Here is a 15,788-nt window from a genome sequence, read left to right as displayed (position 1 = left end):
CGTGTCGTCAATGCGTTATTCGAGTGTGAACATGCCATCAGTGTGGAGAAAGAGATTTTAGTGACAGTCCGAAACCTAATATCAATCGTTAGCCTTTGTTGGTTGAGTCTAACTGCAGGAATCTGTTTAGCCGCTCAAGCGGAGCAAGAGATTACAACATCAAACACTGTTGAGTCGGAACAGGTGATTGAGGTCGGTGTGCTGGCTATTCGAGGCAAGCTTTCCGCGCAGCAGCGTTGGCAGCCGACGATGGATTGGTTGTCGGAGCGCATTCCCGGCAAACACTTTGTTCTCAAGCCTTTCAACTTAGAAGAGATGGCTGATGCGGTAAAAGGTGTTGAGGTCGACTTTGTCATCACCAACCCCGGTCAGGCGGTTCGATTAGGACGTCAATACGCGCTCTCTTGGATGGCGACCATGACCAGTCATAACTTTGAAGCTCAAGACACTAGTAATACACGCAGCATTGGTTCCGCCTTGGTGGTGAGAAGAATGTCGCCTTATATCTCTCTCGAACAACTCAGCGGTAAGCCGATTGCGGCAGTATCTGAAAATGCTTTTGGTGGTTACCTCACTATGCGTTACCAAGTGATGCAACAAGGGCTTAATCCCAACCACTTTTTCTCTAACACCCAATTTTTAGGTTTCCCGATCGACGCCAGCTTGTATCAACTACGTGAAGGGCACATTGAAGCGGCTGTCGTACCAAGCTGTTTAGTTGAGAACATGATCAGTGAAGGTTTGCTGGTGGCTGGGCAATATCGAATCATCGGTAATCAAGCGCCTGAAGGCTTCCGATGCCAAGTGTCTACACCTCTGTATTCTAATTGGTCGTTTGCCAAAACAGAACGAGCCTCTTCGGCACTGGCTAAACAAATGAGTCAGGTGCTGTTTTCGATGCCAAAGAGCAGTGCACCAGCCATTGCAGCGAATGCATCGGGTTGGACGTCACCGACAAGCTTGCTGGCGATCGACAAGCTATATCAACAACTCGACATGCATCCACTGCAACAACCTTGGTGGAAAGAAGCGTTAATCTGGCTCAAGTACAATCAACAGTGGGCATGGGCGTTCTTTATTCTTGTCGTGTCTCTGAATGCTTACCACTTCTGGCTAGAATACAAATTCAGTCGCAGCAAAAAGCAACTAGAAGCGACGCTTTATAAGCTGAAAAGTAAGAGTGAACAGCTAGAGCACTCACAACGAATCGCGGTAGTTGGTGAACTGGGAAGTAGCTTGGCACACGAGATTAATCAGCCTTTGGCAGCTATTCGGAATTATAGCGAAGGTGGTTTACTGCGGATTTCGAAGAACAAACCGCTGACTGACATAGAGCCTGTATTTGAGAAGATCCAGTCGCAAGTGGACCGTGCTGATGCGATCATCCAGCGCTTAAGAAACATGATCAAAAAACGCTCATCAGATAAATCTCAAACTGATATAGAAGCTCTTCTTACAGATACCATCGAGCTACTGCAATTTCGATTACAGAAACACAAGATAACCATTGAACGTTATGTCGTGGGTAAACCTATCACGCTACATGTTGACCCCGTCGGATTGCAGCAGGTGCTTGTAAATTTGATCAACAATGCGACTGATGCGTGTAATGCTCAGATGCATCGCGAACAAAGCGCTACGTCTGATATTGGTAACAAAAACAACGAACCATCGACAATTAAAGTGATTACCGAGTATCAACCGGATAAAATAATGTTGTCGATTATCGATAACGGAACGGGCTTAGATTTCACTGAACAAGAAGTGACTCAAGCCTTTGTGAGCAGCAAAGAAAATGGCTTGGGGCTTGGGCTCGCGATTTGCCAAGATGTTATTGAAGATCACAGTGGTCAAATGACGATCACGTCACTCACCCCACATGGATGTCATGTTGCGGTGACACTGCCTTTCTCTCTTTCAAATGATTCATAAGGAATCTTGTTATGTCTGAACTTCATCAAAGGCTTCCTGTCTATGTGGTTGATGACGATGAGTCGATGCGCGATTCGTTGGTGTTCTTATTAGAAGAGCATGATTTCACTGTGTCAGCTTTTGAAGATGGCCCCAGTTTTTTAGACTCAGTGGATTTGAGTGCGCCGGGGTGCGTGGTGTTAGACAGCCGAATGCCTGAAATGAGAGGGCAACAAGTTCATGAATTGATGGTGAAAGCGCAGAGCCCACTGTCGGTGATCTATCTGACGGGCCACGGCGATGTGCCAATGGCGGTAGAGGCTCTACAAGCCGGTGCGGTGAACTTCTTCCAAAAACCGGTTAAGGGCAGCGAATTGGCTCAGGCAATCAAACAAGGGCTAGAGGCTTCTGAAAAGCACTTACACATGAACGTGCATCGCCAAGCGTATGCGTCGTTAACTGAACGCGAAATAGACATACTAAAGCAGATCATTGATGGCAAACGTAACCAGAAAATTGCCGATGAATTATGTATCGCGATGAGAACGGTGGAAGTACATCGAGCGAGTTTGATGAAGAAGTTTTCGGCGAAGACGGTTGCCGAGTTGGCTTACATATACGGTCAATTGACCTAGGCATAGAGCTATTTCTGTATGCCATTTGAACTAAAGCTGTATGAAGGTTGTACGAAACTATTGATTGGAAAACATCAAGTTCGTCACCAAGCTTTAGGACTTTCCTGATGAAAGGCAGCCTTCATCATTTATTTATATTGAAGCAAGATCACATCGTCTATGGACTGCATACGGATTGAAACCCCTAGGCTTCTTATCGCAATGTAATCCTGAGATACTGAACTAAGTTCATTTTAAGGCGGAACGTGCCAGTAACTGCACTTTTCCCTGTAATTCGAAACATAACATTCACTATGGGTAGAACACACTCTCAACGTCGAGTCTTGTATCTGCCGAGTTAGGTTAAATATTTTATGAGTACAATGGGAATCGCAATTGGTGCGACGGCTCTTTCGTTAATACTTGTCGCCGTGTGGCTGATCTCTTTATCACTAAGAAAGCAGCGCTTGGAACAAGAACGTAAGGCTCGTGCTGTCGCTTACCGAAAAGCGATTGAAAAAGCGCGCATACAAGAGCAAAAAGAGCGTCACTTCAAAGCCGAAACCGGTCATGTACCGTCGATTCTGTATTTGGCAAAAGAAGCTGAACGTAACAATATAAAGGAAGCTCTGTATTGGTACGACAAAGCGGCGCAACTCGATAATATCAATGGCATGTACGGCATTGTGCGCCTAAGCATGAAGCGTAAAGAAGACCTCATTTTAAGAGAGAAAGCCAACTTTTGGCAGCTAGCAATCTCTGCTTTAGACAATGACGTATCGGCGAAATTCGAGATGGGCAAAGCGCTCGTCTTTGGTCGTGGAACCGATAAGAACATCCCTAAGGGTTATACCTATATTGAAGAGTCTGCGGCTGGTGGTAATACCGAAGCGATGCTGTTTATCGGTGACTGGTGTCTAGATAAAGAGAATCCAGATTACTCGGCTGAAAGCTCTGTCGAGTGGTACCAAAAGGCCGCTGAAAAAAACAACCTAGACGGCAAGATCAAACTGGGTATGAGCTATTTGAACGGTGTTGGTGTTGAACCGAATCACGGCGAAGCGGTGTACTGGTTTGAAACTGCCGCAGAAAAGAACAGTGCAGAAGCCATGTTTAGAGCTGGCGAAGCTTGGATTGACCATGGTGAACACGGCAACGCGATTGCTTATATCTGGCTATTTTTGTCTGCTCATTTTGGCTACTCAGAAGCGAAGCATTTGCGGGATAAAGTTGGTGGTGAACTGGGTGTCGATGCCGTCGTGGGCTTACAAGCTCTGACTAAGCCGATCATGACTAAGTTGACTCAAGAAGCGATCACTAAGCATTCAATCATTAAAGCGCTCAATAAGCTCTACAAGCGCAATATACCGATCCCTAAGAAAGTGAAAGAAGCGTCTGATGAAGAAGGTGAGGCATTAAAAGTAGATGCGAGCCATCTAGATACTCAAACGGCGAGTGCTCAAGATACGAATGTTGATTACAGCCAACAACCTAATTCCGAGCAAGCATCAACAGAGAGACAAGCGACCCCAAATAGTGACCCTCTAGACTTCAGTCAGGCAGCCGTGGATCCAAGCTGGAAAAGCAACCACTAAAACGTGTTGGTTAGCTTTGATGAGTTAGACAAAAATGACTGAAGCTATAAATCTATATAGCTTCTGACCGTAATCTAGAAAACCAAGACAACAAAAAAGGGAAGCGAATGCTTCCCTTTTTATTTGTGTGCTATTTGCTTTTAGAGCTTAGAGCTTAGAGCTTAGAGCTTAGAGCTTAGAGCTTAGAGCTTAGAGCTTAGAGCTAAAGCCTAATACCAAGAGCTGTTAAGCTTTGTTTTGCTCAGCTTTACATACAGCCGCAGTGAACACTACGTCAGTTGAGCTGTTAAGCGCTGTTTCAGCAGAATCTTGAATCACACCAATGATGAAACCAACCGCTACAACCTGCATCGCTACATCGTTTGAGATACCGAATAGGCCACAAGCTAGAGGAATCAGTAGCAGTGAACCACCGGCAACGCCTGATGCGCCACATGCTGAAATTGCAGCAACAAGGCTTAGTAGAATCGCAGTGAAGATATCAATCTCAATACCCATTGTGTGTACAGCTGCAAGCGTTAACACAGTGATGGTGATTGCAGCACCCGCCATGTTGATGGTTGCGCCTAGAGGGATTGATACAGAGTAAGTATCTTCATCTAGCTCTAGCTTCTTACAAAGGTTCATGTTCACTGGGATGTTTGCAGCGCTTGAACGAGTGAAGAATGCCGTTACACCAGATTCACGAATACATTGCAGTACAAGTGGGTATGGGTTCTGTTTTGTCTTTACAAAGACAAGCAGTGGGTTAACGACAAGAGCAATGATCAGCATTGAGCTTAGTAGAACCGCTAGCAGTTGACCGTAGCTTGCTAGTGCATCGAAGCCCGTTGTTGCGAATGTAGTCGAAACAAGGCCGAAGATACCGAATGGCGCAAGACGAATAATGAAGCGAACAATGTGTGAAACACTGTGGCTAAGGTCTTCGAAAACCGCTTTGGTTGTTGCAGATGCGTGGTGCAGTGCAAGACCAAGACCGATTGCCCAAGCAAGAATACCGATGTAGTTCGCGTTCATTAGTGCGCTAACTGGGTTATCTACAAGCTTGAATAGAAGCGTATGAAGAACTTCTGCAATACCTTGAGGAGGGTTAGCACCTTCAGCGCCAGCAACCAGTGTCAAAGTGGTTGGGAACATGAAGCTCAGTACTACAGCAGTCAGTGCTGCAGAGAACGTACCAATCAGGTAAAGCACAATGATTGGACGCATATGAGTATGCTGACCTTTCTTTTGGTTTGCGATAGAAGCTGCAACAAGAATGAATACTAAAATTGGGGCAACAGCTTTCAGAGCACCAACAAACAGACTACCTAATAGGCCTGCATCTTGAGCTGCTGAAGGAGAAACCATGGCGAGAACGACACCGAAAACAATACCAGCAAGGATCTGTAGAACGAGATTTCCACGAGCGATGCGGGCGAGCATGTTGTTATTTTGCATAAAATACCTGCAATTGTTAATTTATTATAGTGATGTATTTTTTATAAAGTTGTACCAAATCCAACTATACACTAGTGGAATGGGCGGTCATATTAGCGGGATCTAAGAGGGTGTCTAGGAATAGTTTACTTTTAGGGTGATTGTTTGCGCTGCGTGGTGTTTTTAGAGCTAAATGTTAAATTTTTGTGCTTTTGTTGAGGTGTAAGTCTGCTGAATAATGTTCCATTGGCTTAATGTTCTAGTATTTATGGTGTGTAAACCATTACTGATAAAAACATTGTGTTCGGAAATAGCTGCCTAAACTTGTATAGGTAAAAAAGCTACTTCAACAGACATCATAGACATCACCTACTTTGCTTAATCTACGTTGGTGCATGACTTGCCATGTTTTGTCGTTATCTAATCTTTCTATCGGCATTCCCACCTACTTAAGCAGCGTTAGCTGTGAATCTCATCAGCTCTCCTTAATAGCGTCAGGCTACTGAACTTAATACCTTGCTACTTTGATATATCGCACACCTTATCTGGTGATTTATATCATCATGTTATTTTATATGACGTAATTTATCTAAAATTTCCGTTGTAAGTGGGTGGCATATATCCTGTGTTGGTCTTAATTTACAAGAGTATGAGCAATGAGTTTAATCAGTATCCCTTATGTAGAGACCTCTGCAGATACCGTTTTACATATAGCAGCCGCTATCGTGCTGATCAGCACCATAGCGGCTGGCCTGTTCGGTTTTTGGAAGCTTCACGAGATCCCTATTCAAAAGGCTCATAAGACTGACCACCATCAGATAGGGTTGATTACCGCGCTCACTTGGATTGGCTTCATTTGGCACTGGGTGTGGGTGCTCGCCATTATCATTGCGTTTGTAGATTTTGAAAAAGCCATTATCCGACTGCGTGATTTATGGAATTCTCCGGCTCAAGTTAATCAATCAGAGGATGTCTAAATGTTAGAAGGTTTAGCGGTTTGGTGTTTGTTCATCTATTTATTAAGACTTGTTGGCATGCCTTGGAACACAGGGACTAAAGCATTCGCTTATCTAGGAGGGAGTGGTTGGTTGTTATTTGTGTGGGTAGGATTAATTAACTATACACCAATGGATTTGTCGGGAGGCTCTGTGGTGCAGTCTCCTCACATTCAGCTTCGCCCAACCTCAACCAATGTCTCGGGCAAGGTCGATCAGATTTATATCACCCCGAACCAACGCATTGAGAAAGGGCAGTTAATCTATGAGATTGAAAACGAGCCTTATCAAATTGCTTATGAACAAGCGAAGATTTCGCGCGACTCGGCAAACGTAGCGGTTAGCACTGCGGCTGAAGAAGTAAAAATCGCTGAATCCAGCTATCAGGCAGCGTTACATGATTTTGAAATGACACAAAGTGAGCTTTCAGCTGCTCAGTCAAATAGAGACTTACAGAAAAGAACGTTGAAGCGTTATCTTGAACAAAACCGAGTCGTGCGTAATACGATCACTGAAAGCATGATTGATAACCAGCAAACGGTCGCCGATTCTGCTGTGTACACTGTGGCCAAGCTTGAGTCACAGCTGAGCAAAAAGAAATCTGATGTAGAGAAAGCCAAGCTACAAATAACCAAAGCGGAACTCTCGGTTGAATCCCGTCAGTCAGACTTTAACGAAACAATTCAGAAGGTGAATAAAGCAAAATGGGATCTTGATAGCACCAAGATTTATGCACCCGCTGATGGCTTTGTGACTAACTTTATTCTTCGTGAAGGTCAGCTTGTTTCTAGAGTTCCACGATTGCAGATGTACACCAACGAGAAATACGTATTGATGAGAGTGAATCATCAAGCTATTAGAAATGTTAAACCGGGTCAATTGGCTGAATTTACAACGCCAGTTTATCCAGGGAAAGTATTCACGGCAGAGGTTGAAGGTATTATTGAAGCAACCGGCGAAGCGCAAAGTAACTTGCTTGGCTTTGACCAGAATGTTCGCTCTACGACAGGCAAGAACCTACAAAACAAACATCACTTTGTTAGGTTGAAAGTCTTTGAACCTGAAGGCTATAGCGTACCAGTCGGCTCGGTTGGTTTAGCTTGGATTAGCGGAGAAAAGCCAACAGAGCTTATGGCGTTTCTTGATGTAATACGTGGAATCATTTTACGTATGAAGTCGCAGCTTTACTACTTCTACTCTTTCTAGATCTAGAACCAGAGTTAATTCGGTTATTTAATTCCGAATTATTCAAAATAAGATTATTAATGAAATTACGGGCCACAGTCGTGGTCTGTAATTTTAATATGTTTGCTATTCAGTGAATATTTAATCGAAAGTCTAAATTTAACTGGAATATATTTATGCTGTTCATATCTTCTGAAATAAAAAGATGCATTAAACCTATTATCTCTCTGTTGCTATTAACGAGCTTGGTGGGCTGTCAGGCGACTCAACGTCAGGACGCAACGACTGGTGAGATGGAAACGAATTCCACAACAAAAGGGGCTGCGATTGGTTCTTTGTCTGGTGCTGCGATTGGTCTCCTGTCTGGAGATAATTCAAAAGAACGGAAAAAGAGAGCGTTAATTGGGGCAACGGCTGGCGGTCTCATCGGTGGAGGAGTCGGCTACACACTGGATAAGCAAGAGGACGCTTTGCGTCAGGAGTTGCTAGGTTCAGGCGTTCAAGTAAAGCGTGTTGGTGAAAATGAGTTAGTGTTGGTGATGGAAAACGGCATCGGTTTTCGCTCTGATGAATACCTACTTGAAGCGACGGTATACAATTCATTGAATGGTGTTGCGAGAATATTGGTCGAGTACCCAGATTCGTATTTGCAGATCAAAGGCTATACCGACAGTACTGGCAATGATGCTTCTAATCAGCAGTTGTCTGAGAAACGTGCTGATTCAGTAAAAGCTTACTTAGTGAATCAAAAAGTGAAAGGTGGACGAATCAGTACCAGCGGCCTTGGTGAACGTTACCCTATTTGTGACAATGCAACCGAAGACGGAAGAGCCTGCAATCGCCGTGTCGAGATCAGTATCCAAGCCATCTAGCGAGGTGATGCAACCTTTCTCATCCGCAAGTAGAGACACTCTGCGGATGTTTTATTTTATTCCAATGATTTGAGATATTGCTTGGGTGTCATGCCTCGATGCTTCTTAAACATATGCGTAAAGCTATCGAGATGGTTATACCCTAAACTGCTTGCAACTTCTTCGACTGGTATTGATTGGCTTAGCATTTTGACCGCTTTGTTGCTTAAGACAAAACCACACATTTCGGTAAAGTTGTGGCCATATTTATGGAATCTACGTTGAAACTGCTGAATTGATAGGCCCAACAGGTTCGATACTCTTTCGAGTGTCGGTAAACCAAAATGACATGAGTAGTTGATGGCTTCATAAACTAACTTAGTGTCATCGCTAGGATCGGGCATGTCTAAACATCGGTCCAAATCCTCAAAATTCAGCGAAAAGGTTTGCTTGGTATCTTGATTATCAGCCAGGTTTGCCAAGCGTAAGCTGGAATGAAACCAGATCTCTGTTTGATGATGATTCCACGCGACATCACAGCCAAAATAATCTTGATATAGTTTCTCATCCGCACGCTCTCCTGAAAGTAGTACGCGCATCGGAGCAAAGTCTGCCCCAAGGTGTTTTTTCAATATTTTTGACATCAAAACAGCGACTCTAATACTGTCATGAACGTCTAAGTGTTCTGCATCATACTGATTGTTGTAAGTCCACTTGATGATAGACCCCGCAGGTGCAGCAACCCAAAAAGCACCGGATTGAATACACCCCATGCCGTAATTTACCTTTCTTATCGTCGACATTAAGTCATGACCAGAGAACATCCATTGGCCTAATCCGCCCAAGTCTTCGACCCGGAAATGGCGCACAGCCTCGAGCATAAAGTTTGGATTTTTTGTATAGCATTCGAGTTCTTCATAAAGCTGAAATACCTCAGAAATGGGCAACAGGTTCATTGTGTGATTAAACGCGGATTGGGGAATTGTCTGTGGGGAGATTGGATCTGAATAATATTGATTACATACGTTGTAATACAAATTCATCAGGCTATTTACCCTTATAAAGTAAGTTGTGTTGATAGTCATTGATCCATCCAAACCTCTGTGAATTAGGTCATAAACATAGCATAAATGACGTAATTTAACGAGTTTTAACAGACCCCAACGATGTTAGTTAACATCAAATATATCGGTAAAGTAGTGGCGATAATATTAGTAATAATGGTGTTAACTACAATTATTGATAGCTGTAAATACTGAGTTGAGTAAACCCCAATACTATTTTTGAGAACCAGAAATAAATTGGATGGAAATTTTTAATCATGGTTTCAGCGTCTTTTAACTTCAGAGAATTAAATAGAGATTAATTAATGACACATACTCCTAAGATAGAAAAAATTAGCGTGTTTGATCGTATTAACGCATCGGCACTGATGTTATTGACTTCTGAATATAAAAGCTTGGAGCAGTTGCGAAGAAAAAACGACTATCCAATGTTCCCAACATTTGAAACGACACCATCCATGCCAATAAAGCGAACCAAGATAAATGGTGTCGATATTCGATACGCACATTCTGAAGCGATTGGTAAACCGACTCTTGTGATGCTTTCCCCTTTTCCTCAAAGCATTCTTGCGTATGCCCCTATCTGGAGTGGGTTGGCTGAACACTACAACCTATATGCTTACGATATGCCTGGGTTCGGCGGCAGTGCGGGCGGGATTAAATACATGTCTTTCAAGGCTCAAGGCGACTTTTTAAAAGAATTCTTAAATCATTTGGATATTCAAGAACCACATTTATTGGGGCCTGACGTTGGTATGCCCGCGATCGTTTACTACGTGGGCACATATGACAATGATGTCAAAAGTTTATTGATAGGCGATGGTCCAGCAATTAATCCTTCGTGAAATGCAAGCGCCATCCGAAAAATGGTCGACTCATCGTTTTGGCGCACTGTTTTTAAAGTGACAGGGGCTGGCTCTTTAGTTCAAGGCTGTATCAAGGTTTGCTATACGAACTATCGCCCCAATCAAGAAGAGATTTCCGACTATATTGCTTCTTATCGCAATCGAATTCCTGCCGTCATGCAATGGTTTAAAGACTACCCAAAAAGTCTAGCAACGGTTGATCCATTGCTCGATAAAATAGAGTTACCCACTCAGATATTTTGGGGAGAAAACGATGCAATTCTTTACGTCGATAATGGAGAACGTTTAGCTAAACGTATGTCGAATGCTGAGTTAACAGTATTCAAAGGCAGTGGTCATTTTTGTTATCAAGATAGGTATCAAGAGTTTTCGCTAATGGTGAAATATTGGATTGATAAGACGCAATAACAGTTAAATGATTGAGTAAATATGATTGAAATGGAACTACGAGAAGGTTCATGCTCAATAAAAGTGAATGTCGATTTATTGAGCGCCTTTCGAGCTTTTTACCACTTCTATCCTCATCCCTTACCTAAAACTAATCAAGGCATTGTAAATGCAGAAGCTAACCCTTTTAGCGCTAAGTTGTATTCTATTATTAGGTTGTTCTATTAATAAGGCAGCCGAAGAAAAAGACCACTTCGTTGATGATTATATCGAAATTAATAAACAAAATATTAAAGACTTACCTCAGTTGTTAAATGCTATCGCGTTTGAATATTCTAGGTTTGCTAATCAAGCTGAATAGCCGCTTTTGCCCTCGCTGACAATTATGTTTCACGATCCTGTTTTAGAGTCGAGTCTGGTACATAAAGAGCATTTGAGTACGTTAGGCATCCCCTTAAACGTCTCGCTATATATAGACGAAAATGGAGCTCCTAACGTGATTGGAGTGAAACTCGTCACTCGGACGTGAGTTACAGCGTTAGCTTTAAGGTTGAGGGTATATAACAATATGATGCAGCTTTGATCTATTGCATTAGTGGCTTTGGTGCCTTCTTCCTCTAATGCCTAGGCTTCCTCTATCTGCACATTCAATGGCCGATATTTGAAGAAGTTATCACCTAGAAGTTTTCAATCATTTGTACGAAGGGTACTGTTGAAACATTTCAGCGATCTCCTCGTAAATCAGCTCTTCACGTTCCTTAGAACTCATTGAGCGAGTCAATTTTCGGCTTGAATTCGCTGTCCATACAACGATGTTGGTTCTATCATCGATCAGTTCTACAACCAATTGTCCGTACGTCTGTCGGTGATAATTTTGTGGAGTGGACATTCCCCCACGGAAATTGTTCCAACCATAGCCAATACCAACTGACGAGCCGGAAGACACAAGTTCAGATTCTTGCTGAAGTTGGTAGCGGACGTATAGGTCGCCTCCGTCCTCTACAAACGAAACCCCTGTGCGGCTCATTTCTTTAATGATCGCACTTTCAATCCTGATTAAGTCGATACTAATCGGTATTTTGTTCTTCTCTTCTGCCGCAGTCCCGGGCGAGCTGAAATCATAGGTTTTATACATTGAGAAATCGGTTTGCTTATCGAAGTCAGTATTTATTGTAGAGCAGGCAGCTAGAGGAAGCGTTAATAATATGGTGGTTAGACGAAGCATTTTCTATCTTCTTGGAAGGTGGTTTGAAATGAAATTTTCTTCTGAAGGTGATTATACTTGTCCGGTATTCGATACTTTATGTTCGTTATATTCAGTCAATCTGATAGTAAAAGTGACGCGATTAATCGTATTTTAACTTTATTGTTCAAGGGCGAATTATATTGAACTGGATAAAGAGAATCATTAACGTGATGATTAACTCGCTAAGAAAAATTCCAACTATTATAAATGGTGAATTTTTACTTTCGGAAGCAGACGATATCTTAATATCCCTTGTTGATGAGGAAGGGAATTTGTAGATAAAGCCCCACGCGATTGACACGTGGGGCTCGGTGTTTCAGCTCAGCGTTGAGCGATTAACTCAGATTACCGTCAATATCCAACTGCTTAAGCTGAGCCTTTCTTAATATTGCGGCTTTCTGACTGTACGTTTCGGTACATTTTGGAAAGCTGCTTATTGTTAGCGCGTTGCTCTGCAAGAGAAGCGCCGTTTCTTGCTTGCTCTCTCAGTAGCTTTTGATAGTTAGTAAATCGTCTTTCAGACAGTTCACCACTCTCAATGGCAGCCCTTATCTTGCATCCCGGCTCTGATTCATGATGACAATCAGAGAAGCGGCAGTGCATTGCTAACTCTTCGACGTCTGAAAAAGTTTCACTCACGCCTTCAGCGCAGTCTGCAAGTTGTAGCTCTCGCATTCCTGGAGTGTCGAGAAGCAAGCCACCTGATGCGAGCAAGTGGAGTGATCGTGATGTGGTTGTATGACGACCTTTACTGTCGTCTTCACGAATACCACCAGTTGCCTGCGATGCTTCACCTAGCAATGAGTTAACCAAAGTCGACTTACCCACACCAGAAGAGCCCATTAGCGCGACGGTCTTGCCGATTTTACACCAAGGTGAAAGTACTTGGGTTGAGTCTTGATCTAGGCTGTTGACCGCTTCGATCATCAGCATCGGGTCTAAGCTTTGTACCTGTTGTACTTTGTCTTCGTAGTCGTCACACAAGTCTTTCTTCGTCAGGACGATAACCGCTTCAACTTGTGCTTCATTTGCGAGTGCCAGGTAGCGTTCAATGCGACTCAGATTAAAGTCGTTGTTCAATGAAACCACGATAAACACTGTGTCGATATTGGCTGAAATATATTGTTCAGCCACACGACTGCCCGCAGCTTTTCGGCTAAAGAGCGATTGGCGTTCTAGTAAGCGATCGAATTGCAGTTCAGAGTTCAATATTACCCAGTCGCCAACGGTCATTGCCGGTTGGTTTTGGTGGATGGGTAGAACAATTTCACCTTGCTCTGACGCTAATGTATAGCCATTGCGGTGATGTGCGACGATACGAGCAATGACGGAGTGATCATAGTCTTCGAGTGTCAGTTGTTGTTGGAATACAGGTTGCCATCCAAGTTGTTGAAGTGACATTGGATGAGAAAATGCGTTTTGTGAATTCATGTCTATTTACCCAGACGTGCGAGCTTTCTTTTCTTGTGAGAGCATTAAAGTCTTATCAGTGCATTAAAGTCTTATGAGAGCATTAACGTCTTGTAAGATCTCAGGTTGTCGATGAGATCGAAAAGCGTTGGTCAGTTCAAAAAGCGTCGAGACGTCAAAAATGTTTGAGCTTGGGTCGAATTCAAAATCGATAGGACCCCGGATTTGAGTCATGCTTTACAGGCATGCAGATATTGATCACTTACGATCAACAGTAAACCGGGTAAAAGTGTGCGGTAGCCAGCTGATGGCTTAATGTTGGTAGTTCGAGATTAAAGTTTGATTAACCAAACAAATTAACGCGTTACTTTTACTGCCAGTTTTAGTGTTTTCATTACAATCATCTTCTATTCTCCTTGGTTTATTAATGTGTTCAGGCTTTGAATAAAAAGCGCGCTCAGTTTAACAAAAAGCCACGATGGCGAGAAGTCATCGTGGCTTAAATTATTTTATCAATTGTGAATACGATTAATGATGGTCGTGGTTCATCTTTTTCATGCCGCTCATCACTTTCTTCACTGGTGCGTCGAAGGTTTGCGTTTCACCGTTAGCGAAAGTCAGAGTCATCTCGATTTGCTCACCTTCTTTTAGGCTACTTTTTAGGTCGAACAACATGATGTGTAGGCTACCAGGTTTAAGTACCGCTTCACCGTTTGCAGGGATGGTGATCTCTTGAACTTGGCGCATTTTCATAACATCGCCATCCATGATTACATCATGAAGTTCTACTTTACCTGCTGCAGGTGTTGTTGCAGAAACAATAGCGCGATCTTTATCGCTGTGGTTCATCAGAGTCGTGAACACCGCGCTGTTCACTGCTGAAGGCGGGGTTGCACGAGCGTACGCGTCATGAACCATAATATCGCTACTAGCCTGAGCAAAAGGGGTGAGCAATAAGCCTGCTAGAGCAAGTGCTTTTAACTTCATGTTGTTGTCCTTAATTTTTATGTTTTTGGTCTGGGACCTGACTTTTTTTGAACTTTATTGAGTAAGTTCTTTGTTTTTACGTTTTACTGCGTCAGCTTGTTGATAGCCTCAACAATTGGCGCTGGCGTCAACGTGTGCGGTACTTTGGTAATCAAGGTACCGTCGGGCTTTAAAAAATAAAAATATGAGCTGTGGTCTAGGGTGTATTCCAACTCTGAACCTTCCAGCTTGGTCTTTCTGAAAATAACACCGTAGTTGTGTGCAAGCGTGGTTGTCACATCCAAAGGACCACTTAATCCTTCCATCATTGGGTGGAAGTATTGTGCGTATTCGTATGAGGCTTCTGCTGCATCACGCTCAGGGTCGAGAGAGACAAACATCGGGCGAATCTTGGCTTTTGCTTCATCAGAGACTTGGTTAAGTGCTCCGGCCAACATAGCCAAAGAAGTGGGGCACACATCTGGGCAGCGTGTGAAACCGAAGTAAACGATACGAATTCTGTCATCGGTTTGGTCAAAGATTTCCGTTGGTTGGTTGTCTTTGCCGAAAAGAGTCGTTGCGGAGAACTCTTGTTTTGCAGCGTGTTGTTCTTGAACTTCGTTTTGCCCATCAAGATAGCTTTTGACACCAAAGCCAAGTACAAAAGCGACAACCAATGCTAACGACCAATTTCTACTCATCTTGCCATCCTTATTGCAGGGTTTACAGTATCGACACCATCAGTGAGTTCACCGATCCATGTCATTTTATCTAAAGTACATACAGGTAAAATCACATCACCTTCATAGGTATTGTTGCCAATGCTCTTTAATTGAAAACGCGCTGATCCCATTTCCATTTCTAAACCTGTGAGCGATAACACCAGTGTCTCAGATGCAGCACCTTCCCAAACTACCTTTATCTTTGTGGGTAGAAGAGGTTGCGCGGTTTCTCGGTCAAGCGACATTGAAATGGATTCCTGCTCACACGATGTGGTTGAAAGCATGCAGTAATCATCCAAGCTGACGTCGGCAGTTGAGTGCTCCATCGCTGATTTAAATTGCTGAATTGCTTGCGGCCCATAAAAGCCTGCCACGAGAGCGATCCCAACAGCAGCAACCTTTAATGCAGAGTGCATGTCGTGTTCTCATTTGATTTTATAAGAACGGCGATGGTATCACACCACTCAATACGTGCTTGTATCAAAAAGCAATTTTGTGCGTATGGTAGAACTAAAAAAGCGAAGCCATTGGCTTCGCTTTTGTCTGTTTAATAGATA

The 15,788-nt window shown here is 43.2% G+C and carries 16 protein-coding genes; 9 read left to right on the top strand and 7 right to left on the bottom strand.

The annotated features are described in order from the left end of the window. Positions 1 to 60 precede the first annotated feature (60 nt). The 3 genes from AB4329_RS06465 to AB4329_RS06455 all read left to right on the top strand — a co-directional run bounded on the left by AB4329_RS06465 (position 61) and on the right by AB4329_RS06455 (position 4,120). Positions 61 to 1,932 carry a PhnD/SsuA/transferrin family substrate-binding protein gene (locus AB4329_RS06465; RefSeq protein WP_372137875.1) on the top strand — a complete coding sequence of 624 codons (1,872 nt, stop codon included), beginning with the start codon at positions 61 to 63 and terminating at the stop codon, positions 1,930 to 1,932. An 11-nt stretch (positions 1,933 to 1,943) separates the two neighbouring features. Continuing rightward, complete coding sequence (locus AB4329_RS06460; RefSeq protein ID WP_372137873.1) at positions 1,944 to 2,546, top strand: response regulator transcription factor; 603 nt, start codon at positions 1,944 to 1,946, stop codon at positions 2,544 to 2,546. A 353-nt stretch (positions 2,547 to 2,899) separates the two neighbouring features. Then, positions 2,900 to 4,120 carry a tetratricopeptide repeat protein gene (locus AB4329_RS06455; protein ID WP_372137871.1) on the top strand — a complete coding sequence of 407 codons (1,221 nt, stop codon included), beginning with the start codon at positions 2,900 to 2,902 and terminating at the stop codon, positions 4,118 to 4,120. A gap of 225 nt (positions 4,121 to 4,345) precedes the next feature. Here the strand turns inward: AB4329_RS06455 and sstT are convergent, their stop codons facing one another. Continuing rightward, positions 4,346 to 5,560, bottom strand: a complete 1,215-nt coding sequence (sstT, locus tag AB4329_RS06450) for a serine/threonine transporter SstT (RefSeq protein ID WP_017078589.1) — start codon at positions 5,558 to 5,560, stop codon at positions 4,346 to 4,348. A gap of 635 nt (positions 5,561 to 6,195) precedes the next feature. On the opposite strand from sstT, the gene AB4329_RS06445 reads away from it, so the two are divergent. The 3 genes from AB4329_RS06445 to AB4329_RS06435 all read left to right on the top strand — a co-directional run bounded on the left by AB4329_RS06445 (position 6,196) and on the right by AB4329_RS06435 (position 8,591). After that, entirely contained in the window at positions 6,196 to 6,516 is a 321-nt protein-coding gene (locus AB4329_RS06445; protein ID WP_017072398.1) for a hypothetical protein, read from the top strand. Then, a complete protein-coding gene (locus tag AB4329_RS06440; RefSeq protein ID WP_017081815.1) occupies positions 6,517 to 7,740 on the top strand; it encodes an HlyD family secretion protein in 1,224 nt (407 codons plus the stop codon). 188 nt (positions 7,741 to 7,928) lie between these two features. Further along, complete coding sequence (locus AB4329_RS06435; RefSeq protein WP_371715186.1) at positions 7,929 to 8,591, top strand: OmpA family protein; 663 nt, start codon at positions 7,929 to 7,931, stop codon at positions 8,589 to 8,591. Positions 8,592 to 8,647: 56 nt separating this feature from the next. Here AB4329_RS06435 and AB4329_RS06430 read toward each other — a convergent pair whose 3' ends face one another. Continuing rightward, complete coding sequence (locus AB4329_RS06430) at positions 8,648 to 9,655, bottom strand: helix-turn-helix domain-containing protein (RefSeq protein WP_372137868.1); 1,008 nt, start codon at positions 9,653 to 9,655, stop codon at positions 8,648 to 8,650. A gap of 284 nt (positions 9,656 to 9,939) precedes the next feature. Between AB4329_RS06430 and AB4329_RS06425 the strand changes: the two genes are divergently transcribed. The 3 genes from AB4329_RS06425 to AB4329_RS06415 all read left to right on the top strand — a co-directional run bounded on the left by AB4329_RS06425 (position 9,940) and on the right by AB4329_RS06415 (position 11,248). Further along, entirely contained in the window at positions 9,940 to 10,479 is a 540-nt protein-coding gene (locus AB4329_RS06425) for an alpha/beta fold hydrolase (protein WP_372137866.1), read from the top strand. Positions 10,480 to 10,500: 21 nt separating this feature from the next. Further along, complete coding sequence (locus tag AB4329_RS06420) at positions 10,501 to 10,908, top strand: alpha/beta fold hydrolase (protein ID WP_372137864.1); 408 nt, start codon at positions 10,501 to 10,503, stop codon at positions 10,906 to 10,908. Positions 10,909 to 11,056: 148 nt separating this feature from the next. Next, positions 11,057 to 11,248: a hypothetical protein gene (locus tag AB4329_RS06415; RefSeq protein WP_017072403.1), complete on the top strand. Its 192-nt coding sequence runs from the start codon at positions 11,057 to 11,059 to the stop codon at positions 11,246 to 11,248. A gap of 330 nt (positions 11,249 to 11,578) precedes the next feature. Here the strand turns inward: AB4329_RS06415 and AB4329_RS06410 are convergent, their stop codons facing one another. The 5 genes from AB4329_RS06410 to AB4329_RS06390 form a co-directional block, all read right to left on the bottom strand. After that, positions 11,579 to 12,112: a DUF4136 domain-containing protein gene (locus AB4329_RS06410; RefSeq protein ID WP_372137862.1), complete on the bottom strand. Its 534-nt coding sequence runs from the start codon at positions 12,110 to 12,112 to the stop codon at positions 11,579 to 11,581. Between the two features lie 387 nt (positions 12,113 to 12,499). Continuing rightward, positions 12,500 to 13,564 carry a ribosome small subunit-dependent GTPase A gene (gene rsgA, locus AB4329_RS06405; RefSeq protein WP_017072405.1) on the bottom strand — a complete coding sequence of 355 codons (1,065 nt, stop codon included), beginning with the start codon at positions 13,562 to 13,564 and terminating at the stop codon, positions 12,500 to 12,502. Between the two features lie 507 nt (positions 13,565 to 14,071). Further along, entirely contained in the window at positions 14,072 to 14,530 is a 459-nt protein-coding gene (locus tag AB4329_RS06400; protein WP_017068936.1) for a copper chaperone PCu(A)C, read from the bottom strand. A gap of 83 nt (positions 14,531 to 14,613) precedes the next feature. Beyond that, positions 14,614 to 15,210 carry an SCO family protein gene (locus tag AB4329_RS06395; protein ID WP_004732104.1) on the bottom strand — a complete coding sequence of 199 codons (597 nt, stop codon included), beginning with the start codon at positions 15,208 to 15,210 and terminating at the stop codon, positions 14,614 to 14,616. Next, positions 15,207 to 15,647, bottom strand: coding sequence for a hypothetical protein (locus AB4329_RS06390; RefSeq protein ID WP_017061864.1), 441 nt, complete (start codon positions 15,645 to 15,647; stop codon positions 15,207 to 15,209). The genes AB4329_RS06395 and AB4329_RS06390 overlap by 4 nt, the downstream gene beginning before the upstream one ends. Positions 15,648 to 15,788: the final 141 nt, after the last annotated feature.

The organism is Vibrio sp. 10N.261.54.A5, assembly GCF_041471145.1.
Classification (GTDB): domain Bacteria; phylum Pseudomonadota; class Gammaproteobacteria; order Enterobacterales; family Vibrionaceae; genus Vibrio; species Vibrio crassostreae_C.
This window is presented reverse-complemented; position numbering and strand designations above follow the sequence as displayed.